This is a genomic window from Ruegeria sp. CDSB022 (assembly GCF_059611145.1).
On record NZ_JBXWOZ010000001.1, the window covers coordinates 551,130 to 568,284 of the forward strand.

Annotated in this window: 18 protein-coding genes; 10 read left to right on the forward strand and 8 right to left on the reverse strand. The window is 54.8% G+C overall.

Going from position 1 to position 17,155, the window contains the following annotated elements:
* Window positions 1-46: 46 nt before the first annotated feature.
* From AC2FIZ_RS02750 to AC2FIZ_RS02770, 5 genes are all read right to left on the reverse strand, one after another.
* Entirely contained in the window at window positions 47-430 is a 384-nt protein-coding gene (locus AC2FIZ_RS02750) for an HNH endonuclease (RefSeq protein WP_496790558.1), read from the reverse strand.
* A complete protein-coding gene (locus AC2FIZ_RS02755) occupies window positions 427-900 on the reverse strand; it encodes a NinB/YbcN family protein (RefSeq protein WP_496790560.1) in 474 nt (157 codons plus the stop codon). Before AC2FIZ_RS02755 ends, AC2FIZ_RS02750 begins: the two co-directional genes overlap by 4 nt.
* The gene (locus AC2FIZ_RS02760; protein ID WP_496790561.1) at window positions 900-1,076 is read right to left on the reverse strand and encodes a hypothetical protein; all 177 of its coding nucleotides are present in this window, start codon (window positions 1,074-1,076) and stop codon (window positions 900-902) included. Before AC2FIZ_RS02760 ends, AC2FIZ_RS02755 begins: the two co-directional genes overlap by 1 nt.
* Entirely contained in the window at window positions 1,060-1,332 is a 273-nt protein-coding gene (locus AC2FIZ_RS02765; RefSeq protein ID WP_496790563.1) for a hypothetical protein, read from the reverse strand. Before AC2FIZ_RS02765 ends, AC2FIZ_RS02760 begins: the two co-directional genes overlap by 17 nt.
* Window positions 1,333-2,242: 910 nt before the next feature.
* Window positions 2,243-3,133, reverse strand: a complete 891-nt coding sequence (locus AC2FIZ_RS02770) for an AraC family transcriptional regulator (protein ID WP_496790564.1) — start codon at window positions 3,131-3,133, stop codon at window positions 2,243-2,245.
* A 161-nt stretch (window positions 3,134-3,294) separates the two neighbouring features.
* On the opposite strand from AC2FIZ_RS02770, the gene AC2FIZ_RS02775 reads away from it, so the two are divergent.
* The 8 genes from AC2FIZ_RS02775 (at window position 3,295) to AC2FIZ_RS02810 (ending at window position 12,203) form a co-directional block, all read left to right on the forward strand.
* A complete protein-coding gene (locus AC2FIZ_RS02775) occupies window positions 3,295-4,248 on the forward strand; it encodes an SDR family oxidoreductase (protein WP_496790565.1) in 954 nt (317 codons plus the stop codon).
* Between the two features lie 549 nt (window positions 4,249-4,797).
* Window positions 4,798-5,769: a VOC family protein gene (locus tag AC2FIZ_RS02780; protein WP_481668174.1), complete on the forward strand. Its 972-nt coding sequence runs from the start codon at window positions 4,798-4,800 to the stop codon at window positions 5,767-5,769.
* 14 nt (window positions 5,770-5,783) lie between these two features.
* Complete coding sequence (gene mhpA / locus AC2FIZ_RS02785; protein WP_299353562.1) at window positions 5,784-7,298, forward strand: bifunctional 3-(3-hydroxy-phenyl)propionate/3-hydroxycinnamic acid hydroxylase MhpA; 1,515 nt, start codon at window positions 5,784-5,786, stop codon at window positions 7,296-7,298.
* Window positions 7,295-8,275, forward strand: coding sequence for a fumarylacetoacetate hydrolase family protein (locus AC2FIZ_RS02790; RefSeq protein ID WP_299353559.1), 981 nt, complete (start codon window positions 7,295-7,297; stop codon window positions 8,273-8,275). Before mhpA ends, AC2FIZ_RS02790 begins: the two co-directional genes overlap by 4 nt.
* A 47-nt stretch (window positions 8,276-8,322) precedes the next feature.
* Complete coding sequence (locus AC2FIZ_RS02795) at window positions 8,323-9,114, forward strand: DNA-binding transcriptional regulator (protein WP_299985868.1); 792 nt, start codon at window positions 8,323-8,325, stop codon at window positions 9,112-9,114.
* A 132-nt stretch (window positions 9,115-9,246) separates the two neighbouring features.
* Window positions 9,247-10,260: a TRAP transporter substrate-binding protein gene (locus tag AC2FIZ_RS02800; protein WP_496688763.1), complete on the forward strand. Its 1,014-nt coding sequence runs from the start codon at window positions 9,247-9,249 to the stop codon at window positions 10,258-10,260.
* Window positions 10,261-10,341: 81 nt separating this feature from the next.
* Window positions 10,342-10,887, forward strand: a complete 546-nt coding sequence (locus tag AC2FIZ_RS02805) for a TRAP transporter small permease (protein WP_299353551.1) — start codon at window positions 10,342-10,344, stop codon at window positions 10,885-10,887.
* Entirely contained in the window at window positions 10,887-12,203 is a 1,317-nt protein-coding gene (locus AC2FIZ_RS02810) for a TRAP transporter large permease (RefSeq protein ID WP_299353548.1), read from the forward strand. The genes AC2FIZ_RS02805 and AC2FIZ_RS02810 overlap by 1 nt, the downstream gene beginning before the upstream one ends.
* A 495-nt stretch (window positions 12,204-12,698) precedes the next feature.
* On the opposite strand, the gene AC2FIZ_RS02815 is transcribed toward AC2FIZ_RS02810, so the two are convergent.
* Window positions 12,699-13,178, reverse strand: coding sequence for a hypothetical protein (locus AC2FIZ_RS02815; protein ID WP_496688766.1), 480 nt, complete (start codon window positions 13,176-13,178; stop codon window positions 12,699-12,701).
* Between the two features lie 429 nt (window positions 13,179-13,607).
* Window positions 13,608-14,003 (reverse strand): hypothetical protein, encoded by a 396-nt coding sequence (locus AC2FIZ_RS02820; protein ID WP_496790566.1) that lies wholly within the window; start codon window positions 14,001-14,003, stop codon window positions 13,608-13,610.
* Between the two features lie 349 nt (window positions 14,004-14,352).
* On the opposite strand from AC2FIZ_RS02820, the gene AC2FIZ_RS02825 reads away from it, so the two are divergent.
* Window positions 14,353-15,411 carry a hypothetical protein gene (locus tag AC2FIZ_RS02825; RefSeq protein WP_496790568.1) on the forward strand — a complete coding sequence of 353 codons (1,059 nt, stop codon included), beginning with the start codon at window positions 14,353-14,355 and terminating at the stop codon, window positions 15,409-15,411.
* 308 nt (window positions 15,412-15,719) lie between these two features.
* The gene (locus AC2FIZ_RS02830; RefSeq protein ID WP_496790570.1) at window positions 15,720-16,040 is read left to right on the forward strand and encodes a hypothetical protein; all 321 of its coding nucleotides are present in this window, start codon (window positions 15,720-15,722) and stop codon (window positions 16,038-16,040) included.
* A gap of 289 nt (window positions 16,041-16,329) precedes the next feature.
* On the opposite strand, the gene mepK is transcribed toward AC2FIZ_RS02830, so the two are convergent.
* Entirely contained in the window at window positions 16,330-16,899 is a 570-nt protein-coding gene (gene mepK / locus AC2FIZ_RS02835) for a peptidoglycan L,D-endopeptidase MepK (RefSeq protein ID WP_142633747.1), read from the reverse strand.
* Window positions 16,900-17,155 lie beyond the last annotated feature (256 nt).

The window sequence follows — 17,155 nt, forward strand, 5'->3', positions numbered from 1 at the left end:
CGCCACTCACCAACGGGAAGGGGCACCCGGCGGGATTGCTGGGTGTTCAATCCTCGTCTCGCAGAACGACTCCGCCGCCGATCTTGCGCTTGAATTTGGAATTGCGACCACCGGGCAGGGGTGTCTTGCTCTGGTGGATTCCGAGATGTTTTGAGCGAATACGGCGGTCCTCGGCTTTCCGAGCAACGTCTTTCGCGGTTTTGGCCTTGTGAGCCTCTTTCAGCGCCGGTTGCAGGTTGCTCTCGCGGTTCTCGCCGCCGTTGGCCAATGCCTGGACGTGGTCGATATCCCAAGCGTCACCGGGTTGGATTTTGCGCCCGGTAATGCCGCACATGCCGCCGTGCGCTTCAAACACCCTCAGGCGAACGCGAGGCGGAACGCGCGTGTCTGGTGTGGCGCCGATCCATTCTTTGATCGCTCGGCCGGTCATGCCGCGTCTTTCTGGCGATAGCGGCTCTGGTATTTGGCAAGTTCCGGGTCAGGCTCGGTCAGGTGTAGCCCCATTTGAAGGCTCTCGCGCTGAATGGTGTCCATGTATCGGACCATCTGGCGAACCTTCATCAGACGGGTGACGCCGAAGTCCAGATCACGCATGACGCGCAGTTTGGTCTCATAGGGCAGGGGTTTGATCATCGAGTCGTAGGCTTCACGAAACTCTGCGCTGTCTTCACGCATGATCGGGACGCCGTGGCGCAGCTTCCAGTCGGCCTGCACGTCAGCCGCCTCCCTGTCGCCAAGCTGTTGGGCGACCTCAACGGCCCAGAGCCACTGCAGGGAGTTTTGGGACTTGGTGCGATCCCGCCCCTGAACCCATTCCACAGTGATCGGCAGTTTCAAGTTGCCAAGGAACCGGGTGAATTCGGACAGGTCGTCTTTGGTGTCGATCACGCGATGGGGCATCAGTTCGCGCCCATGACGGAGGCGTCTAAGATGGCCTCGGTTAGGACATCGGATTCGATGCCTGTTTCAGCCGCGACCTGCTCGATAAGTTCGGAATGATCCGCACCTTGAGGCGTCGTCATTGCCTCGGCTTCGCGCTTGAAATACACATCAACGGCATCAGCTACGGCTTGCATTTTCATCCTCCGTTCTGTTGGTGATGATGTCGCCTTTGATGGTGGAAACACTCACGCCAAGGTGCTCTGCCATGTCTGCAATGGTCATGGAGTGCATCATCTGTCGAACCGCCAAGCGCCTTTGAATGACAGGTTTGGTTCTCCCCTGGCCTGCGCCGTAGTTGGGCTTTTGGCCGACGCCTGTCACCGCTCTAAGGCGCCTGTTGCACTGTTCGGCGTCCGCTTTCACTTTTTCGAGAGTTTCGAGGAACGTCATGCAGCCTCCTTAGATATCTTTGTGAGCGCGTCCGTCATGGCGCCTACGTTTGCGAGAAACTGTGTCACTGCCTTAGTGATTTCCTCGGATAGTTCGGCGTCAGGCTCTACGCGCTTGACGAAAAGCTGCAGGTCATGGGGAAGGGCCGGGCAGAAAGAAACAAAGTCACACCAGTCCCGACCTGTGCAGATCATCTGCCAGTGCATTTGCTTCTACCCGCGTTGATTGCGATGGCAGGATGCCGCGGTGAAAGTTCTCAGGCCCAAATAGAATCTACAAGCAGTGCCTCGTCATCCGCGCCCACATCGAATCCTGAAAAGCCTGTTTCTGCTGGCATGACGAGGGCTGAGGTTCTAGAGATTCTTGGGCCTCCTAAAGAAACCGAAAAGGCAACCATCCGCCCAGCCAGATGCGATTTTTTTGAAATAAGAGACAGCGTTTCCGAAAGGCATCTGATAGTTTTTTACTTAAACGAAGTTGCGAAGAGAGTGGTCTGGACATCTCCTGAGGGCTGTTACTTCGTCATAGAGTGAAAGCCTCTGAAAACCTGGGTCCGCAATATGGCATGAATACTTGGGAAAACTGTAGACGACAAATAGGAGGGCGAGCAAATGGGTCGCTACAGGGGAAAGTGCGTGGATTGTGGTTGGACAGCACATCCCAACGCTAGGGCTATCAATACTAAACGCTGCCCAATGTGCGGAGGGGGAGTTTACATCCCCGATGAAGACCGACCCTTGGTTGTTAAGTTTACCCTGTTTGTGGTTTTGTTTTTGCTACTTATCGCGGCTTGGACTTTCAGTCGATAGTTGCAGTACAGCCTGTAGTTCACAAAAAGGAGTGCCTGATGTCGGCTTGGCGGGACAAACCCGCCGTTCATTTTGCTTCATTCAAGGTCCGCTATCTTGGCCTAGGCCACTCCTATCGTTGGTCTTCGATCGTTGCTCCATTGCCGGGGCGAATGGCCGTACATCCGCTTAAACTCGCGGCTGAATTGAGAAGAGCTTTGATAGCCCACGTCCCAGGCTGCCTCCGACACAGTCTTTCCTTCGGCAATCTTCATGGCGGCGTTGTTCAGCCTCATGGACTTCACGAACTGTATCGGAGACAGTGTCGTGGCTTCCTTGAACCGCCGATGGAAGACCGCCCGGCTCATGCCGACGTGGTCGGCCATATCGTCGATGGTAACCTGTTCGTTCAGGTGGGTTGAGAGGTAGTCGATGGTGCGCGCGATTTCGTTGCCGACGCCAAAGGTCCGTCTTGCCGCCGCACCGGCTTCGCCCATTAGCACCGCGTAATATAACTCGCGCAGTCGCGCCTGCCCGAGCACCTCCAGATCAACCGGATTGTCGAGCAGATCGAGAAGCCGCAGCAGTGCCTGCGTGAAACCCTCATCCCAGGACGCCAATGCCAAAGCTGACGGCGCTTCGCCGCGAGACTGTCTATTGCCCCCTGCGGCGGTCTCGATTTCCATGGTGAGCTCACGCATCATCCGTGGCTCCAGTGTTATCACCACGCCGAGCAGAGGATCGTCCTTGGACGCCAAGGGTGTGCCCGCCTCCACCGGTAAAGTCATGGAGCACAGCAGGTATTTGTCGCTTCCATATGCGTGGTGCTCACCGTCTAGAACAGCTTCCTTGGTGCCACTGAGAATAGCCACCACCGTGGGCTCGTACACAGCAGGCACACAGGGCATGGCCTCGGTCACCCGGAATAGCTGGACGCCTTTCAACGCGGTATCGACGAGGCCTGCCTTTGGCAGACGTCGCTCGATAAGGTCTTTGATCTGGTCTTTGCTCATGCACTCTGACTGACAGAGTGCTTTCATCTTTGCAATGGATCTGAGACGATTGGGCAAGTAATCGAGAGTATATCGCCTGTTTCCGTGCCCAGTCAGGTTCTATCTGTGCCTTCAAGCAACAACATCTCAAACCGCCAGTTTGGGCTGGCAGGAGACAGAAAATGGCAGATACGACATTCGGACCCAAAGGCTGGACACCCGAGCGCCTCGGCGACCAGTCAGGCAAGACCTACATCATCACCGGCGCCAACGCTGGCGCAGGCTTTCAAGCCGCGCGTATCTTGCTGAAGAAGAACGCCAAGGTCGTAATGCTGAACCGCTCGGCCGAGAAATCCGAGGCGGCAATCGCGGACCTGAGACAGGAATTCGGCGCGAAAGCCCATGTGAGCTTCATCCGCATGGACCTGTCCGTTTTGGACAGCGTGCGCGAGGCTGCCGAGGAAGTTCTGAAGACGGTGCCTCGGATCGACGCGTTGATCAACAACGCGGCCATCGCGCAGGTGCCGACGCGAAAGCTGACCGTCGACGGGTTCGAAAGCCAGCTTGGCACCAATCACTACGGACACTTTCTGCTCAATGGCCTGCTCTTTGACCGCATAGCCGAAAGCAAAGGCCGGATCGTGGTCGTTGCCAGCCTCGGCTACAACATGGGTCTCAAGACCATCAAGTTCGACGACATGAACTGGGATGAGGGCTACGGCGCGAACACAGCCTATTCGCAGAGCAAGCTGGCGCAGATGATGTTCGCATACGAACTGCAGGACCGTCTGACTGCGGCGGGGCGCAAGGATGTCGAGGTCTTCGTCTGCCATCCCGGCTCATCAGCCACATCGCTGATAACTACCAGCGGCAGCCGCACGATGCGGTTCATCTGGTGGCTGATGACCAAGACGCCGATGGTACAGACTGCGGAACAGGGCTCATACCCAGAGGTCATGTGCGCGACCGAAGAGGCTCTGACTGAGCAACGCGCCCTCTACGGTCCGACGGGCCGCATGGAAGCGGTCGGCCCGGTCGGCAAAGGCACACTCAACGCGCATGCCCATGACAAAGCCGTCATGACACGGCTTTGGGGTGAGTCCGAAAAAGCCGTTGGGTTCGAGTGGAAATTCTGACCAATTGAAAGAAGTTGGATTGGCAGCGTACCGTATGGAGAACGGACATTGGTGCGCTGTGCAGCATCTGGGAGGTTTGGGCTCAGACCGGTCATCCGACATTTTCAGTAGGACATTGAGCCGGTTCTGAGGGCTTCAAGGTCTGCTATGCGGACAAAACGGTCATTCGCAAAACCGTGCCTTCTGTCGCCATAGGCCCATTCACGACCTTATGAACTCTGTCAAACGCTGTGGTGCAGTTTCACAAGAGCAGCCGTTCATGCATCGTGCAGCATCCATTGCCAGAGAACAGCGGACGCGTGGGCAAATTGGTCCGTTTCGGCGGCAGCATGTCCACGCCCCAATCCAGCGTGGTGTCAGAAACCGGAAATGATCCATTTTTTCGGATCAAGGCTGCGTGCAAAGATGCAATCTGCGCAAAAAACAACGCTGTTTTCAAAGGCGCTCCACGAGCACACCTTGTCCGCCTGGCGGACACTGAGCCGGACAGAAGTTCTCTCCAGTACCGTCTCTTTCTAGTTTGGTTGCGCAGCTGTGGAAGGAAATGAAATGCCAATTCAATCTTTGGGCTATCTTGGTGTGCGATCCGACCGGACGGATGACTGGAAGCAATTCGCAAGTAAAGTACTTGCCATGCAACTCGCTGATCACGGCGGGCGCCAACTTTCTTTCCGGATGGATGATTTGGTGCAGCGCCTGGTGATATCCGATGAACCCGGCGAAACGCTTGCCTTCATCGGCTGGGAACTTTCGCAGAAATCAGACCTGCAAGATTACGCCGCCCGGCTGGACAATGCGGGACATAAGGTTGGGCAGGGAAGCCGTGAATTGGCAGACCGCAGGTTTGTCGAAGACCTGATCGTATTTCACGATCCTGCGGGAAACCGGATCGAACTGGTGTGGAACCCACAAAAAGCCGAAGACCCCTTTACGCCGGGGCGGCCGATCGACGGCTTTAAAACCGGCCCGCTTGGAATGGGGCATGCGGTGTTGCACGTGCCCGATGCGACGGCTCTATTACCGTTCTATCGCGATGTGCTGGGATTTGCCGTCAGTGACTATGGTCTGAAACCAGTGCCGCTCTACTTTTTCCACGTCAACGGGCGGCATCACAGCTTTGCCATAGTTGGCTCGGGCAATTCGGGGTTTCACCACTTCATGGTCGAATATCACAACCTTGATGACGTTGGTCAGGGTTATGACCTAGCCTGCCAGGAAGAGGATGGCATTGCCTATACGCTGGGGCGCCATACCAATGACTACATGACCAGCTTCTACGCCAACAGCCCCTCGGGTTTCTTTGTCGAAAACGGATGGGGTGGGCGCGTGATCGACCCCGCGACCTGGGAGCCACATGAAACAAAGTGCGGCCCCAGTTTCTGGGGTCACGACCGTCTTTACTTGTCCGAGTCAGGGCGGGAACCTTTTGTCGACATGCGGCTCAAGGCCGCTGAGGACGGGTTGCGCGCGCCGCCCGTAGTCGATTGCCCATGGCTATATGAAACCCGTGGGCGTGGCTGAGAGAGGGGAACCTGATGGCACAGATTACCAAACATTTTGATGTCGCCATTGTCGGCTATGGGCCAACTGGTGCGACGCTGGCCAATCTGCTCGCCGAATGCGGTGTGAGTGTGGCTGTCATCGAGCGCGAGGCGGCGATTTATCATCTCCCCCGGGCTGTGCACTTTGACGGTGAAACCATGCGGGTTTTTCAGGCCGCAGGCGTAGCCGAGCAGCTGAATGAAAAAGTGCGGGTCAATCCGGGTATGCGCTTTGTCGATCAACAAAGAAATCTGCTGATGGACTGGCCCCGTCCGCAAGGGATTGGACCGCAGGGGTGGCATTCAAGTTATCGCCTTCACCAACCTGACCTTGAGAAGCTGTTGCGTGACAAACTGACCAGCCGCGACACTGCGATGATTCTGACAGAAACTGAGGTTGTTAGCGTCGAGGATCAGGGCGAAGAGGTTACTTTGTACTGTCGCAAAGCTGGCGACGAGCACAGCACAATGGTTAAGGCCAATTTCGTTGTCGGCTGTGACGGTGCTCGATCTTTGCTGCGTGAAGCCATCGGTTCTGGCATGGACGATCTGGGGTTTGACGAACGTTGGTTGGTCGTGGACCTATTGCTTAAGAGGGACCGCCCCGATCTGGGTGATCACACGGTTCAGTTCAGCAACCCTGATCGTCCAATGACCTATTGCCGAAGCCCGGAAAACCGGCGGCGGTGGGAAATCACGGTTCTAGATGACGAAACCGACGACGAGGTTTTGCAAACCGCGCGCATATGGGATTTTCTTGCGCCCTGGATTGGCCCCGAGGATGCGGATCTGGAACGGAGCGCGGTCTACACGTTTCGATCTGCAATCGCGCAGAACTGGCGCAAAGGTCGATTGATGATCGCCGGAGATGCCGCACATCTGACACCGCCTTTTATGGGTCAAGGCATGTGCGCGGGGATCCGTGACGCCGCCAATCTGGCGTGGAAACTGGCGCTTTGCGTCAATGGCGAAACCGGAATTGACTTGCTGGACAGCTATCAAGCCGAGCGCGCGCCCCACGTGCGCACGTTCATCGAAACGGCGGTGCGCTTAGGTGGTTTGATCAATACGATGGATCGCGACACCGCGCTGGCACGAACAGAAGCTGATTGCGACGGAAAGGCTCGCATGGAGTTCACCTCGCCCCCACTTGGTCGCAGTGATTTGGCCAGCCTCGTGGTTGGCAACACGCCGCACACCGGGCACCTGTTCAGCCAGCCGACACTCAGTGACGGTCAGCGGCTTGATGATGCCATCGGGTATGCACCAGTGCTTGTGGTGCGTCACAAACTGCCCCGTGATGTCGTGCCAGCCATGCGCGTTCTTGATGGAGAAGCGCATCCTGCCTTTGCAGATGCGTTGGACGAAATTGGGGCAAATGCCGTTCTGCTGCGCCCTGACCGATACATCGCCGCTAGCGCCATGACTCAGACAGACATCAAAGCAATTGCAGCTATGAGCCTGCCAACCCCTTACAAAACCATCATAGAAAGAGAGCCCGTAAAATGAAACTTGCTTCCCTGAAAACTGGCGGGCGCGACGGCACGCTGGTCGTTGTGTCCCGTGATCTTTCCCGTTTGACTTTGGCCACATCCGTGGCACCCACACTGCGCGAAGCGATCGAAGACTGGCAGACCGCCGAGCCTGCCCTGCGCAACCTTGAAAAACAACTCGAGGACGGCGTCGTCGATTCCATGTCGTATGATCCGGCGGCACTGGCCTCACCGTTGCCGCGAGCGTTCCAGTGGGCGGACGGTAGCGCCTATCTCAGCCATATGCGGCTTGTACGCAAGGCGCGCGGCGTTGACATGCCTGCAAATTCGGAATCCGACCCGTTGCTCTATCAAGGTGGTGGCGACGGGTTTCTTGGACCGGTCGACCCAATCCCCTGCGTCGATACCGATTGGGGTCTGGATTTCGAGGGCGAAATTGCCGTGGTCACAGATGACGTGCCGATGGGATGCACGGCCAAGCAGGCCAGATCGCATATCAAACTGATCATGCTGTGCAACGATGTAAGCCTGCGCCATGTCATGCGCCCAGAACTGGTTAAAGGATTTGGCTTCTTCCAGTCGAAACCCGCAAGTTCCTTCTCGCCCGTGTGCGTAACCCCCGACGAGCTGGGAGAGGCCTGGACTGGTGGGCGCATCAACCTGTCACTAGTCACGACTTACAACGGTGACGAATTCGGATGCGTCGACGCGGGCGCGGATCTGAACTTTGAGTTTCCCGAGCTGATCGCCCACGCCGCGCGTACCCGCGACCTATCGGCCGGCACGATCATCGGGTCGGGCACTGTCAGCAATGAAAACCACCAAGAGGTGGGTTCATCCTGTCTGGCTGAAAAGCGTATGATTGAAACCATTCGCGATGGCGAGCCGACAACCCGGTTCATGCAACCCGGCGACACAATCCGGTTCGAGATGCTGGACCACGACGGCACCAGCGTGTTCGGCGCTATTGACCAGTCGGTTGTGGCCGGGTGAAACTGCATCATGGGCGGACAGAACGCCCCCCTGATCGTGATGGATAAATGGCGGCAAACTCTGAAACTGTCCGCGCGCTTGCGCGTGGATTGAATATCCTGCGATATCTCAACCGGGTCGGCGCAACCCGTCCGGGTGAAATCGCGTCAGAGCTGGGTTTGCCTCGCCCAACGGTTTATCGCTTGCTGCACACGCTGGAAGAAGAGGGCTATGTCCTCTGTTCCGCCAGCGATGCCCGGGTGCGTGTGTCGCCTTTGGCCGCGGCATTGGGAGACAATGTGTCGGTGCGCTCGCGCCTTTGTCAGGTGGCGGCACCAGTTATGGCGGAATTCACCGAAACCCACGCCTGGCCAGCCGATCTTTCCACCTATGAAGACGCCCATATGGTGATCCAGGAATCGACCCATGGCCGCAGCCCGTTGTCGGTGGACCCAGGGATGGTCGGCTTTTCCCTGCCCATTCTGCGCTCGTCAGCGGGGCGGGCCTATCTTTCGGTCTGTGGTTCGCGCGAGCTGGAGATGATTATCGAGTTATTGCGCGCCGAAAACCTTCCCGAAGACATGCCGTTCCTCAGAAAAAGATGGCTGGAGGAAAACCTGACGATCTATGCCGAACAGGGATACGCCACCCGTGGCCCACACACATTCAGGCCCAAAACATCCAGCCTGGCCGTGCCTATCCTAACTGATGATCGCGCGGTCGGCTGCTTGTCGATTATCTGGGTCACCAAGGCCATGAACATGGATCAGGCGATCAAGCGTTATGCCGACGCTTTGCAGTTTGCTGCGGCGAACATCGCCACCGAATATGAAACCCTTGAAATTTCGGGTCGGCCTTAACGGCGTCTGTGGGCATATGGCGCGCTTCAAAACGCTAAGTGTCCGCCACGCGGACAGCTGGACGCAAGAGCATATTTTTTTTGTGCTCTGAAGCGCTAGAATTTCGCCAAGAAATGGGAGGAAACACACATCATGAAACATACTTTGATCACAGGTCTTGCCGCCGGCGCGATGTCGATTGCATCCATGGCAGCGCAGGCCGCTGACACCACACTGACGATTTCGTCTTGGGCCCCGCCAACGCATGGCGTCAACGACATGATCTGGCCTGAGCTAACCAAAATGATCGAAGAAGCCACCGACGGGCGGGTCAGTGCCGAAGTCAAATATGGTCTGGGCAGCCCTCCGGCGCAATTCGACCTGGTGCTTGACGGTGCGGCCGATATCACCTGGATCTTCCACGGCTATTCGCCTGGCCGCTTCGTGTCGACGAAAATGATCGAACTTCCGGGCTACGAGGGTAACGCCGAGGCCGCGTCGGTCGCAAGCTGGCGGGCGTATGACACATTCTTTGCCGATTTGAATGAGCACAAGGGCGTCAAGGTTCTGGCGATGATGACCCATGGCCCGGGCGTACTGCATTCGAACGTGCAGATCACCGCGCTTGAAGACATTTCTGGAATGAAGTTGCGACTAGGTGGCGGCGTGTCTGGCGATGTCGGGGCTGCACTGGGGGCAACGGGCATCCGTGTGCCCGCTCCAAAAGTCTATGAAACATTGGAATCGAATGCCGCAGACGGTGTGATGATGCCGATGGAGGCGAAGAAGAGCTTCAAACTGTTCGAAGTTGCCAAAAACTCTTACGAAGTTCCGGGCGGGTTCTATCGTGGATCTTTCGCCATCATCATGAACCAGGACACATTCGACAGGCTGTCTGATGCCGATCGCGCTGCACTGGATAAGGTATTTGGCGAAAACTTGTCACGCGCTGCGGGCAAAGCCTGGGACCAGATCGATGCGGCTGGCATCGAATCGCTGCACGCGAATTCCGACAATGCACTGACACAGGCCTCGGCTGACGATGCGGCCAAGTGGCAGGCACTTACAGGACCGCTGATTGAAAAGGTCCTCTCCGAGGTCAGTGCAAAGGGCGTCGATGCAGTTGCCGCGCATGCCTTTATCGTCGAGCAGATGTCCGCCGAGTGACCTGACCGCACGTTCAGCGTTTCAAAACACCAACAACAAGGCCCTTCATTGGGCCTTGTTTCATACAGTGGACCCACCATCATGACTGAACAAGATGACCAAACCTCAAATCCAGCGCAAAACTGGGACATGTCGCTGCGACAAACAAGTCCCTGGCGCTATATCGCCGTTGCCCCGACATGGTTTGCGGCCGGTATCTTGTTCCTGTTGATGTCGATGACATTTGCAGATGTCGTTTTGCGCAGCCTGTTTGGCAACCCGATTGAATCGGCAACCGAATTAACGCGACTGTTCATGGCCATCATCGTGTTTTCGTCTCTGCCTATCGTCAGTTGGAAAGGCGCGAACATCGTGGTTGATCTTATGGACCCGCTATTTTCCCGTCGCCTTGCGGCCCTGCGCGACTTTGTAATTGATCTTGCGTGCGGAATCTTTCTGTTGTGGCCCGCAAAGCGGGTCTGGGAACTTGCCGAACGTGCGCGCGAATACGGCGATGTCAGCGAATACCTCAACCTACCACAACACTATGTCGGTTGGTTCATCTCCGTTTTCACCCTTGTCACTGCAATCACCTTCATTGCCCGTGCCGTCGCGCGAGTAATTTCCCCAACAAAGGCAAACTTCTGATGCTGTTTTCCATCCTTGGCCTGGCTGCGGTCCTTTTCCTTGTGTTCCTGCGGATGCCGATTGCGATAGCAATGGGGTTTGTGGGGTTTGTCGGCTATGCTGAACTGCGCGGGTTTCGTGCCTCGATTTCTATGGTCGGTCGGTTGATCATAGACACCGCACAGGACTACGGGCTGTCGGTTGTCCCACTGTTCATCCTGATGGGGCTTTTCGTGAATAAGGGCGGACTGTCGCGCGAATTGTATCAGGTATCTTACGCCTTTATGGGTCACTTTCGAGGTGGGCTGGCAATGGCGACAATCGTTGCTTGTGCCGGATTTTCGGCCATCTGCGGCTCGTCCCTGGCGACTGCTGCCACGATGTCAAAAGTCGCGATGCCTCAAATGCGCAAATACAATTATGCTGACAGCCTGTCGACGGCATCCATCGCCGCCGGGGGCACGTTGGGGATTCTTATACCGCCCTCTGTCATTCTTGTTATCTATGGTTTGCTGACCGAAACCAGCATCGGAAAATTGTTCATCGCCGGTATCATCCCGGGATTGCTCGGGGTCGTTCTTTACCTTGCGGCAGTGCGCTACACGATCCTGCGCAACCCAGAGGCCGGCCCCGCCGGGGATCGCGCGAGCTGGGTTGATCGTGCCAAGGCTTTGAAAGGCGTGTGGGCGGTACTTCTGTTGTTCTTCATTGTAATCGGCGGGTTGTACGGAGTTTTGGACTTCTGGCCACTGAATTTGACATTTTCCCCGACCGAGGCGGCAGGTATGGGCGCGGCAGGAGCCTTTCTGATCGCTTTTTCGCGGCGCAGACTCAGCTTTGCTGCAACGATGCAGGTCTTGATCGAAACCGCCCAGACGACCGCCGCTCTGTTTACTGTTCTGATCGGCGCCTGGGTGTTTTCAAACTTTGTGAACCTTGCCGGCCTGCCGGAAGCGCTGCGCGCCACGGTTTCCTCTGCGGGTCTGGGGCCAATGACGGTAATGCTGATGATCCTTGGCGTCTATGTCATCCTCGGATGTGTTTTCGAAAGCCTTTCGATGCTATTGCTGACTGTGCCGATCTTTTTTCCACTGGTCACGAGCCTAGGCTTTGATCCGGTCTGGTTCGGCATCATTGTTGTCGTCGTCACCGAAATCAGCCTGATTACACCACCGGTCGGATTGAATGTCTTTGTCCTCAAAGGCGTTGTTGGGAACGTGTCGACAGCAACGATCTTCAAAGGCGTCACGCCATTCTGGGTCGTCGACATCATCCGCTTGGCCGTGTTGGTACTTGTACCAACACTGGTGCTGTTCCTGCCAAACTCTATGCACTAGCGAGTGGTGCCTCCCAAAAGGACGCTAACCAACTCTCTGATATGGCGTGTTAAAACGTACGGCTCGCGGCGTTCGGCGCTCAACGAACCTAGTTAGAGATTGGTTAGCCTTCCAACATCTGTTTTGCGAAATTCAATTGAGGTTACAGCACGGGCTATTCCTCAGCTCCGACAAAGGTCCTGCATTTCTCGCCTTCACTGCAATGCATTCGGCAGCGATCTCTGCTGAAAGAGAGAAGTACGAGAACCTTGGTGCGTTCCGCGCGACTGACATTTTCAGTGCCGGATTGCCGGAATTGCAGCCAAAGATTGCATAGTCGCCCAGTCAAACACCGGTGGCGGGACAATTTCTGAGGGCGTAACGAACGGCAGCTTTTCTTTCTGCAGTGTGGCTGATGGTCTCGGTAAGCGGGAGTTGCAGCACCTGCGAGCGTCGGCGTTGACTATGTCTACTCCGGGCTCTCAGCGGACATTCGAGAGTTCACAAATAGGAGGCCTAGTGGAAGCCAAAAACCTTTGTTAAAGCCGCAACAGCGGTCGCCAAGAAAATAAGTAGCCAGAGCCTACTTGGCCGATAGTCTGTCGAGAAGTACCGAACTCTTCTTTGGCTTGCTGCAAATCGCTCTTGCTCCCAACCACCTGCTTTTGGACCGATAACAGGTTCGATATTCGCTCGGATGTATTCACTGATACTTTCTATGAAAACGCGATGCAGAAAGGTTCTACGCAGCGAGAATAGCGAGACAAAAGGTGGCGCAAACCATACCCATGTTTCGAACTCGTTGCTAATCAGGAAGCTATCGCTGAAAATCAATCCGTAGATGACCACTAGCGCTGCGAAGGCCCCTCGTTCGAGACGAAAGTTTCTTTCAGTGTCTGCCTCGATTGAAGCCCTTAGCGCTTTGTACTCTTCGAGAAGGTAGTTTGCTTCGCGGTCACTCAACGAAGCCTCTGCCTCAGACTTTTCAACATCCAATACATTCCCCCCCAATCGCAATCCAAAATTCCCAACGCGACTTCGTTATTGAAAATACCAACTGCTATGTCTAGCAAACTTGAAACAAATCCGAAAATCTTAGCACCAGTTGCCTGTGCAAAGCCCGTAGCACGCCTTCAACCACAAAAGGCTCACCAGATCGCGGCCAGTATGAGTGCCAGAAGAAGGAGACATAGTTCATCGTATTTGCGATCTCCAATAGTGATAGCGTAGTCTTAGATTGGATCGCGTGACACTTCGAGACCGGACATTCAATCCCTCTGCAGAATTTGTCAGAAAGGGCTCTCAGCAGACATTCGAGAGTCAACAATAAGGAGCGCCTGATGTCGGCTCTGCGGACTTTGCGGTCATTTGGAACAAACCCTCAAATGGCTGCAGTGTTTGACGAAACGAGACGGGCTATGCGACCTAGGACACTAGCAGATACGCAATAAGTGCGACCAATCCAATTGAGCTAGCCCAACCTAAAAACGAATAAAAGAACTTAAGTCCATCCAGCTGTAGCATCACATAGTCTCCCAATCGCATGTTTCGCTTATGCTTCCAACGATCAAAAATCAGAGGAAAAGCCGCCGCAAGACCGTGTGCCAGCCCGGTGGGGAGTAAGAGTGACATCACTCCGACACCAAATACACTTGCGGCTACTCCTGAGACGGTCCAAGTGTTGTCGAGAGCCTGAGAAACAGCACCCAAAGTGATTGCGGCGGCAAAAACAGACACCAACATCATCAAGAATGCACCTAATCGCTGCATAGGTGTTTCAGGTGATCCCCACGCCCAAAGACACAGAACCTTTTCGAACATTGAGTTTGGTAAACCTCATACTGCTTCCTAGCCAACTCGTCATAGCAGCCATTCGTTCCGTTCGCAGCATTTGTTGCGAAGGGCTCATTGCAGATATTCGAAGTCGACAAAAAGTAGCAACGAGTTAGCTCTGCGGACTTTCCCGGCTTTCGCCGCGGCTCCGCCAATGCCGGCTTTGGATGATAGACGCTCGGTCACAAACGGTCGATTCCACCGGTGACAGAAACGTGTGAGCTTTGTTCAAACAGATCGCGTTCCGACCCAAGCAGCAGCAGTCAAGCGCAGAGCTTCAGCAATTACTTGGAGAGCAAAGGCACCTTTGATACGCTTGGTATGGAGGTGGTTGATTATGGGTTTTCTCAAGCGACATAAAGATGGCCTGGCTGCGCTTGCGCTAGTTCTTGGTTTGGTTCTGACGATTTTCAACTTAGTCGATCTTCCATTCAAAGTCTGGAATCGAGTTGATGGTGCTGCAGCGGCGAGCGCAACCTTGGCGAATTCGATCTCACACCAATACATAATCTACAAACCTGGTGATGTGCCCAACCCTGAACCCTTTGGAGGAGATGGAACACCATTTCTGAAAACCAGCATCCCGGACATTTACCAAATTCATGATACGAGTTTTAGAGACGCTAAGTATGAAGGCAACGAGAACAAATTCTACGATATCTTCGAGGAGGAGATCGAAGGTAAAATTGTTACAGCCGATGCCAATCGATCGTGCTTTGTCACATGTGCATTGAACCCCGTCGGCCTATGCGAGGGCTATCTTCCAAGCAATCTCTGCAGCCTCTATGGTATAAGTACGCTCCCCGGGAATGCAGAATGGTGCAGCATATTTGGCCCTACGGTTTCGGAAGAACAGAAACAAACCTTCTTCGCGGACACCTTCATGTCGATTGATGATATACAAAGTTGTAACGTTGATTTTGAAGCTTTGACACGAAGGCAAGAAGCATGCGGATGCTCAGAGTCCAGTGAGATTGGACATCGCCAAGAGAATTTCATTTATTACGTTCTTACCAATACTGGAACAGACGCAATTTCGGAGATTGAATTGGTGCTTGAGCGTGTTCCCTCAACTGATCAAGTGTTCACGCGTTACGATCAGCTAGCTGACTACGGGCGCGCTACTAATTCTGAGAACGAACTTTCAATCACATATGAAGCTGCACTGCTGCCAGGAAAGAGCATCGTGGTTCCTATTCTGCATGCCATCATCGGCGATAAACCAACAGAAGATGGACCGACGACAAAAGGCTACGATCTCTTTGCGATTGGTGAGCATCTCGTCCCTGTTCGCGTTCTGGCAACTCGGCAGTCTGGCAAGTTCGTAGAACAGGCTGTGCGGGCAATGTCTTCAAACCCAGTCAGTTTTGGTGAAGGTATTGGCGGAGCGGGCTAGGATCACTGCCTAGCGCACATCACTTTGCACTTTGAGCAAACCCCCTGCCAATAACCTAGGCACCCACAACGGTCGTTTTTGTCATTAGCGGATACGAGCCAGCGAGCATTGAAAAATCTTGCGCCACAAACCTTTGGCGAAACTCGAATTGATTTCGTCACGTTCTTTTCCTAGGTCCAAAGTGCGGACACTGGTGCGCGGTACAGCATCAGGTGCTTTGGGCTGAGAGCGGTCAATCGAAATTCCAAAATAAGGAGCGGCAAAAATCGGTTTGGACAAGTTGAAAATGTTCCCTACATGTTCTCATCATGCCCGCCGCGAATCCGCCGATACGAGAACACCCGGGAAAGCCGTCTCGAAAGATGGTCGACGCGGCCCGCGCTCATCAGTTAATCACGCTGCGCTGTAACCTCTGCCACAAGCGCATGAACTATCTGGCTTCTGATCTGGTTGAGATAGTGGGGCCAGATTGGCCGCTGAATCACGCACCTTTTCCCTGCCATAAGCACGGGCGCGAATATCTCGACGTCAAGGTCTGGTCACCAACGGCAGAGGATCTGGGCCGCGTGGCAATCAGGCGACCGGCTCGGGTGATCCAGACTTGGAAGACTGTGATGCTCGGGGACTGAGAGGCTCGAACCAGTTTCCAAAGTCGCTTGTAAGCTATTGATACTTGGTGGCGGCCGCCAAACTTGGTTTCCAATGCAGGCCTTTGAAAAACAACAATATGCGCATACCTCTCAGGTGCGCCATTTCTTGAATATTTGGGCTCGTATTGAAAATCACCTGCGACAGCCGGTTTGCGCAGGGTTTATGAGGCTGCCTGAGTAGAATAGGCACCTACTTAATGGCAGATAAATCTGCTCATTCAAACGGTTAGGTGACCGACAAAGTTCTCTTGACGACAGGCGGGGCGGATCAACCGCCCCAGCTTCTTACCACACCGCAATCCATATGCACGAAGTTCGAGCGGTGGTATTTGCCAACACCACCAGCACGGCAAGACATCGCCGCTTTGGCCATTTGCGAGACCGAACGAGATGACAGGCGGAGGTCGGCTGCCTGGCCTTTCATGTGCAACGAATTCTTGGCAACACGGCGCGACCGTGACCGCAGCATCGCGTTGGTCTGCGGCGAGCGATAGCCCGACAGCAGCATATAGGGTTCGTTGACATCCAACAGATTATGCGACGCCGCCATGATGTCGATCGTGCGGAGGTCCATATCCTTGGCCTGGTCGGTGCGCCAATCGCGCATGAAGTGGTTCACTTCTTTGACCGCGTCTTTGATGTATTTACCGTCAACCCAATAGATCATATCGATCCGCTCGCCAGTGCGTCCGGAATACATGCGAATACGGCGAATATCACCACCGCCACGAAGGAATCCTGCTGCATTGGAGTAGGTTGGAGTTGCTACAACTGCTGTAGCTGCGAATGCGCCCAATAAAGCACGCCGGGTCAAACCCGAGGAACTGCTCGTCGTCATTTTGTGTTTCGTCCCGTACTGTTCCTGCCTGCACACGATGTTACGCGCGCTGTATTAATTTATTCCCATCCCAGATGAGGGATTTATGACACAGTCGTGAAGGGCGGCCAAGAAGTCTTTCAAATTCATCTTTTCAAGGGGGAATTTTCGGCAGTTTTTTGCGCAGGTGGTGCAAAATGGCAAAGATCCAACGTCTTAGGCCGTCGCGGAAATCTGTCCGATGCAAACAAGCATCACGCTTGGGTATAAGCACGAA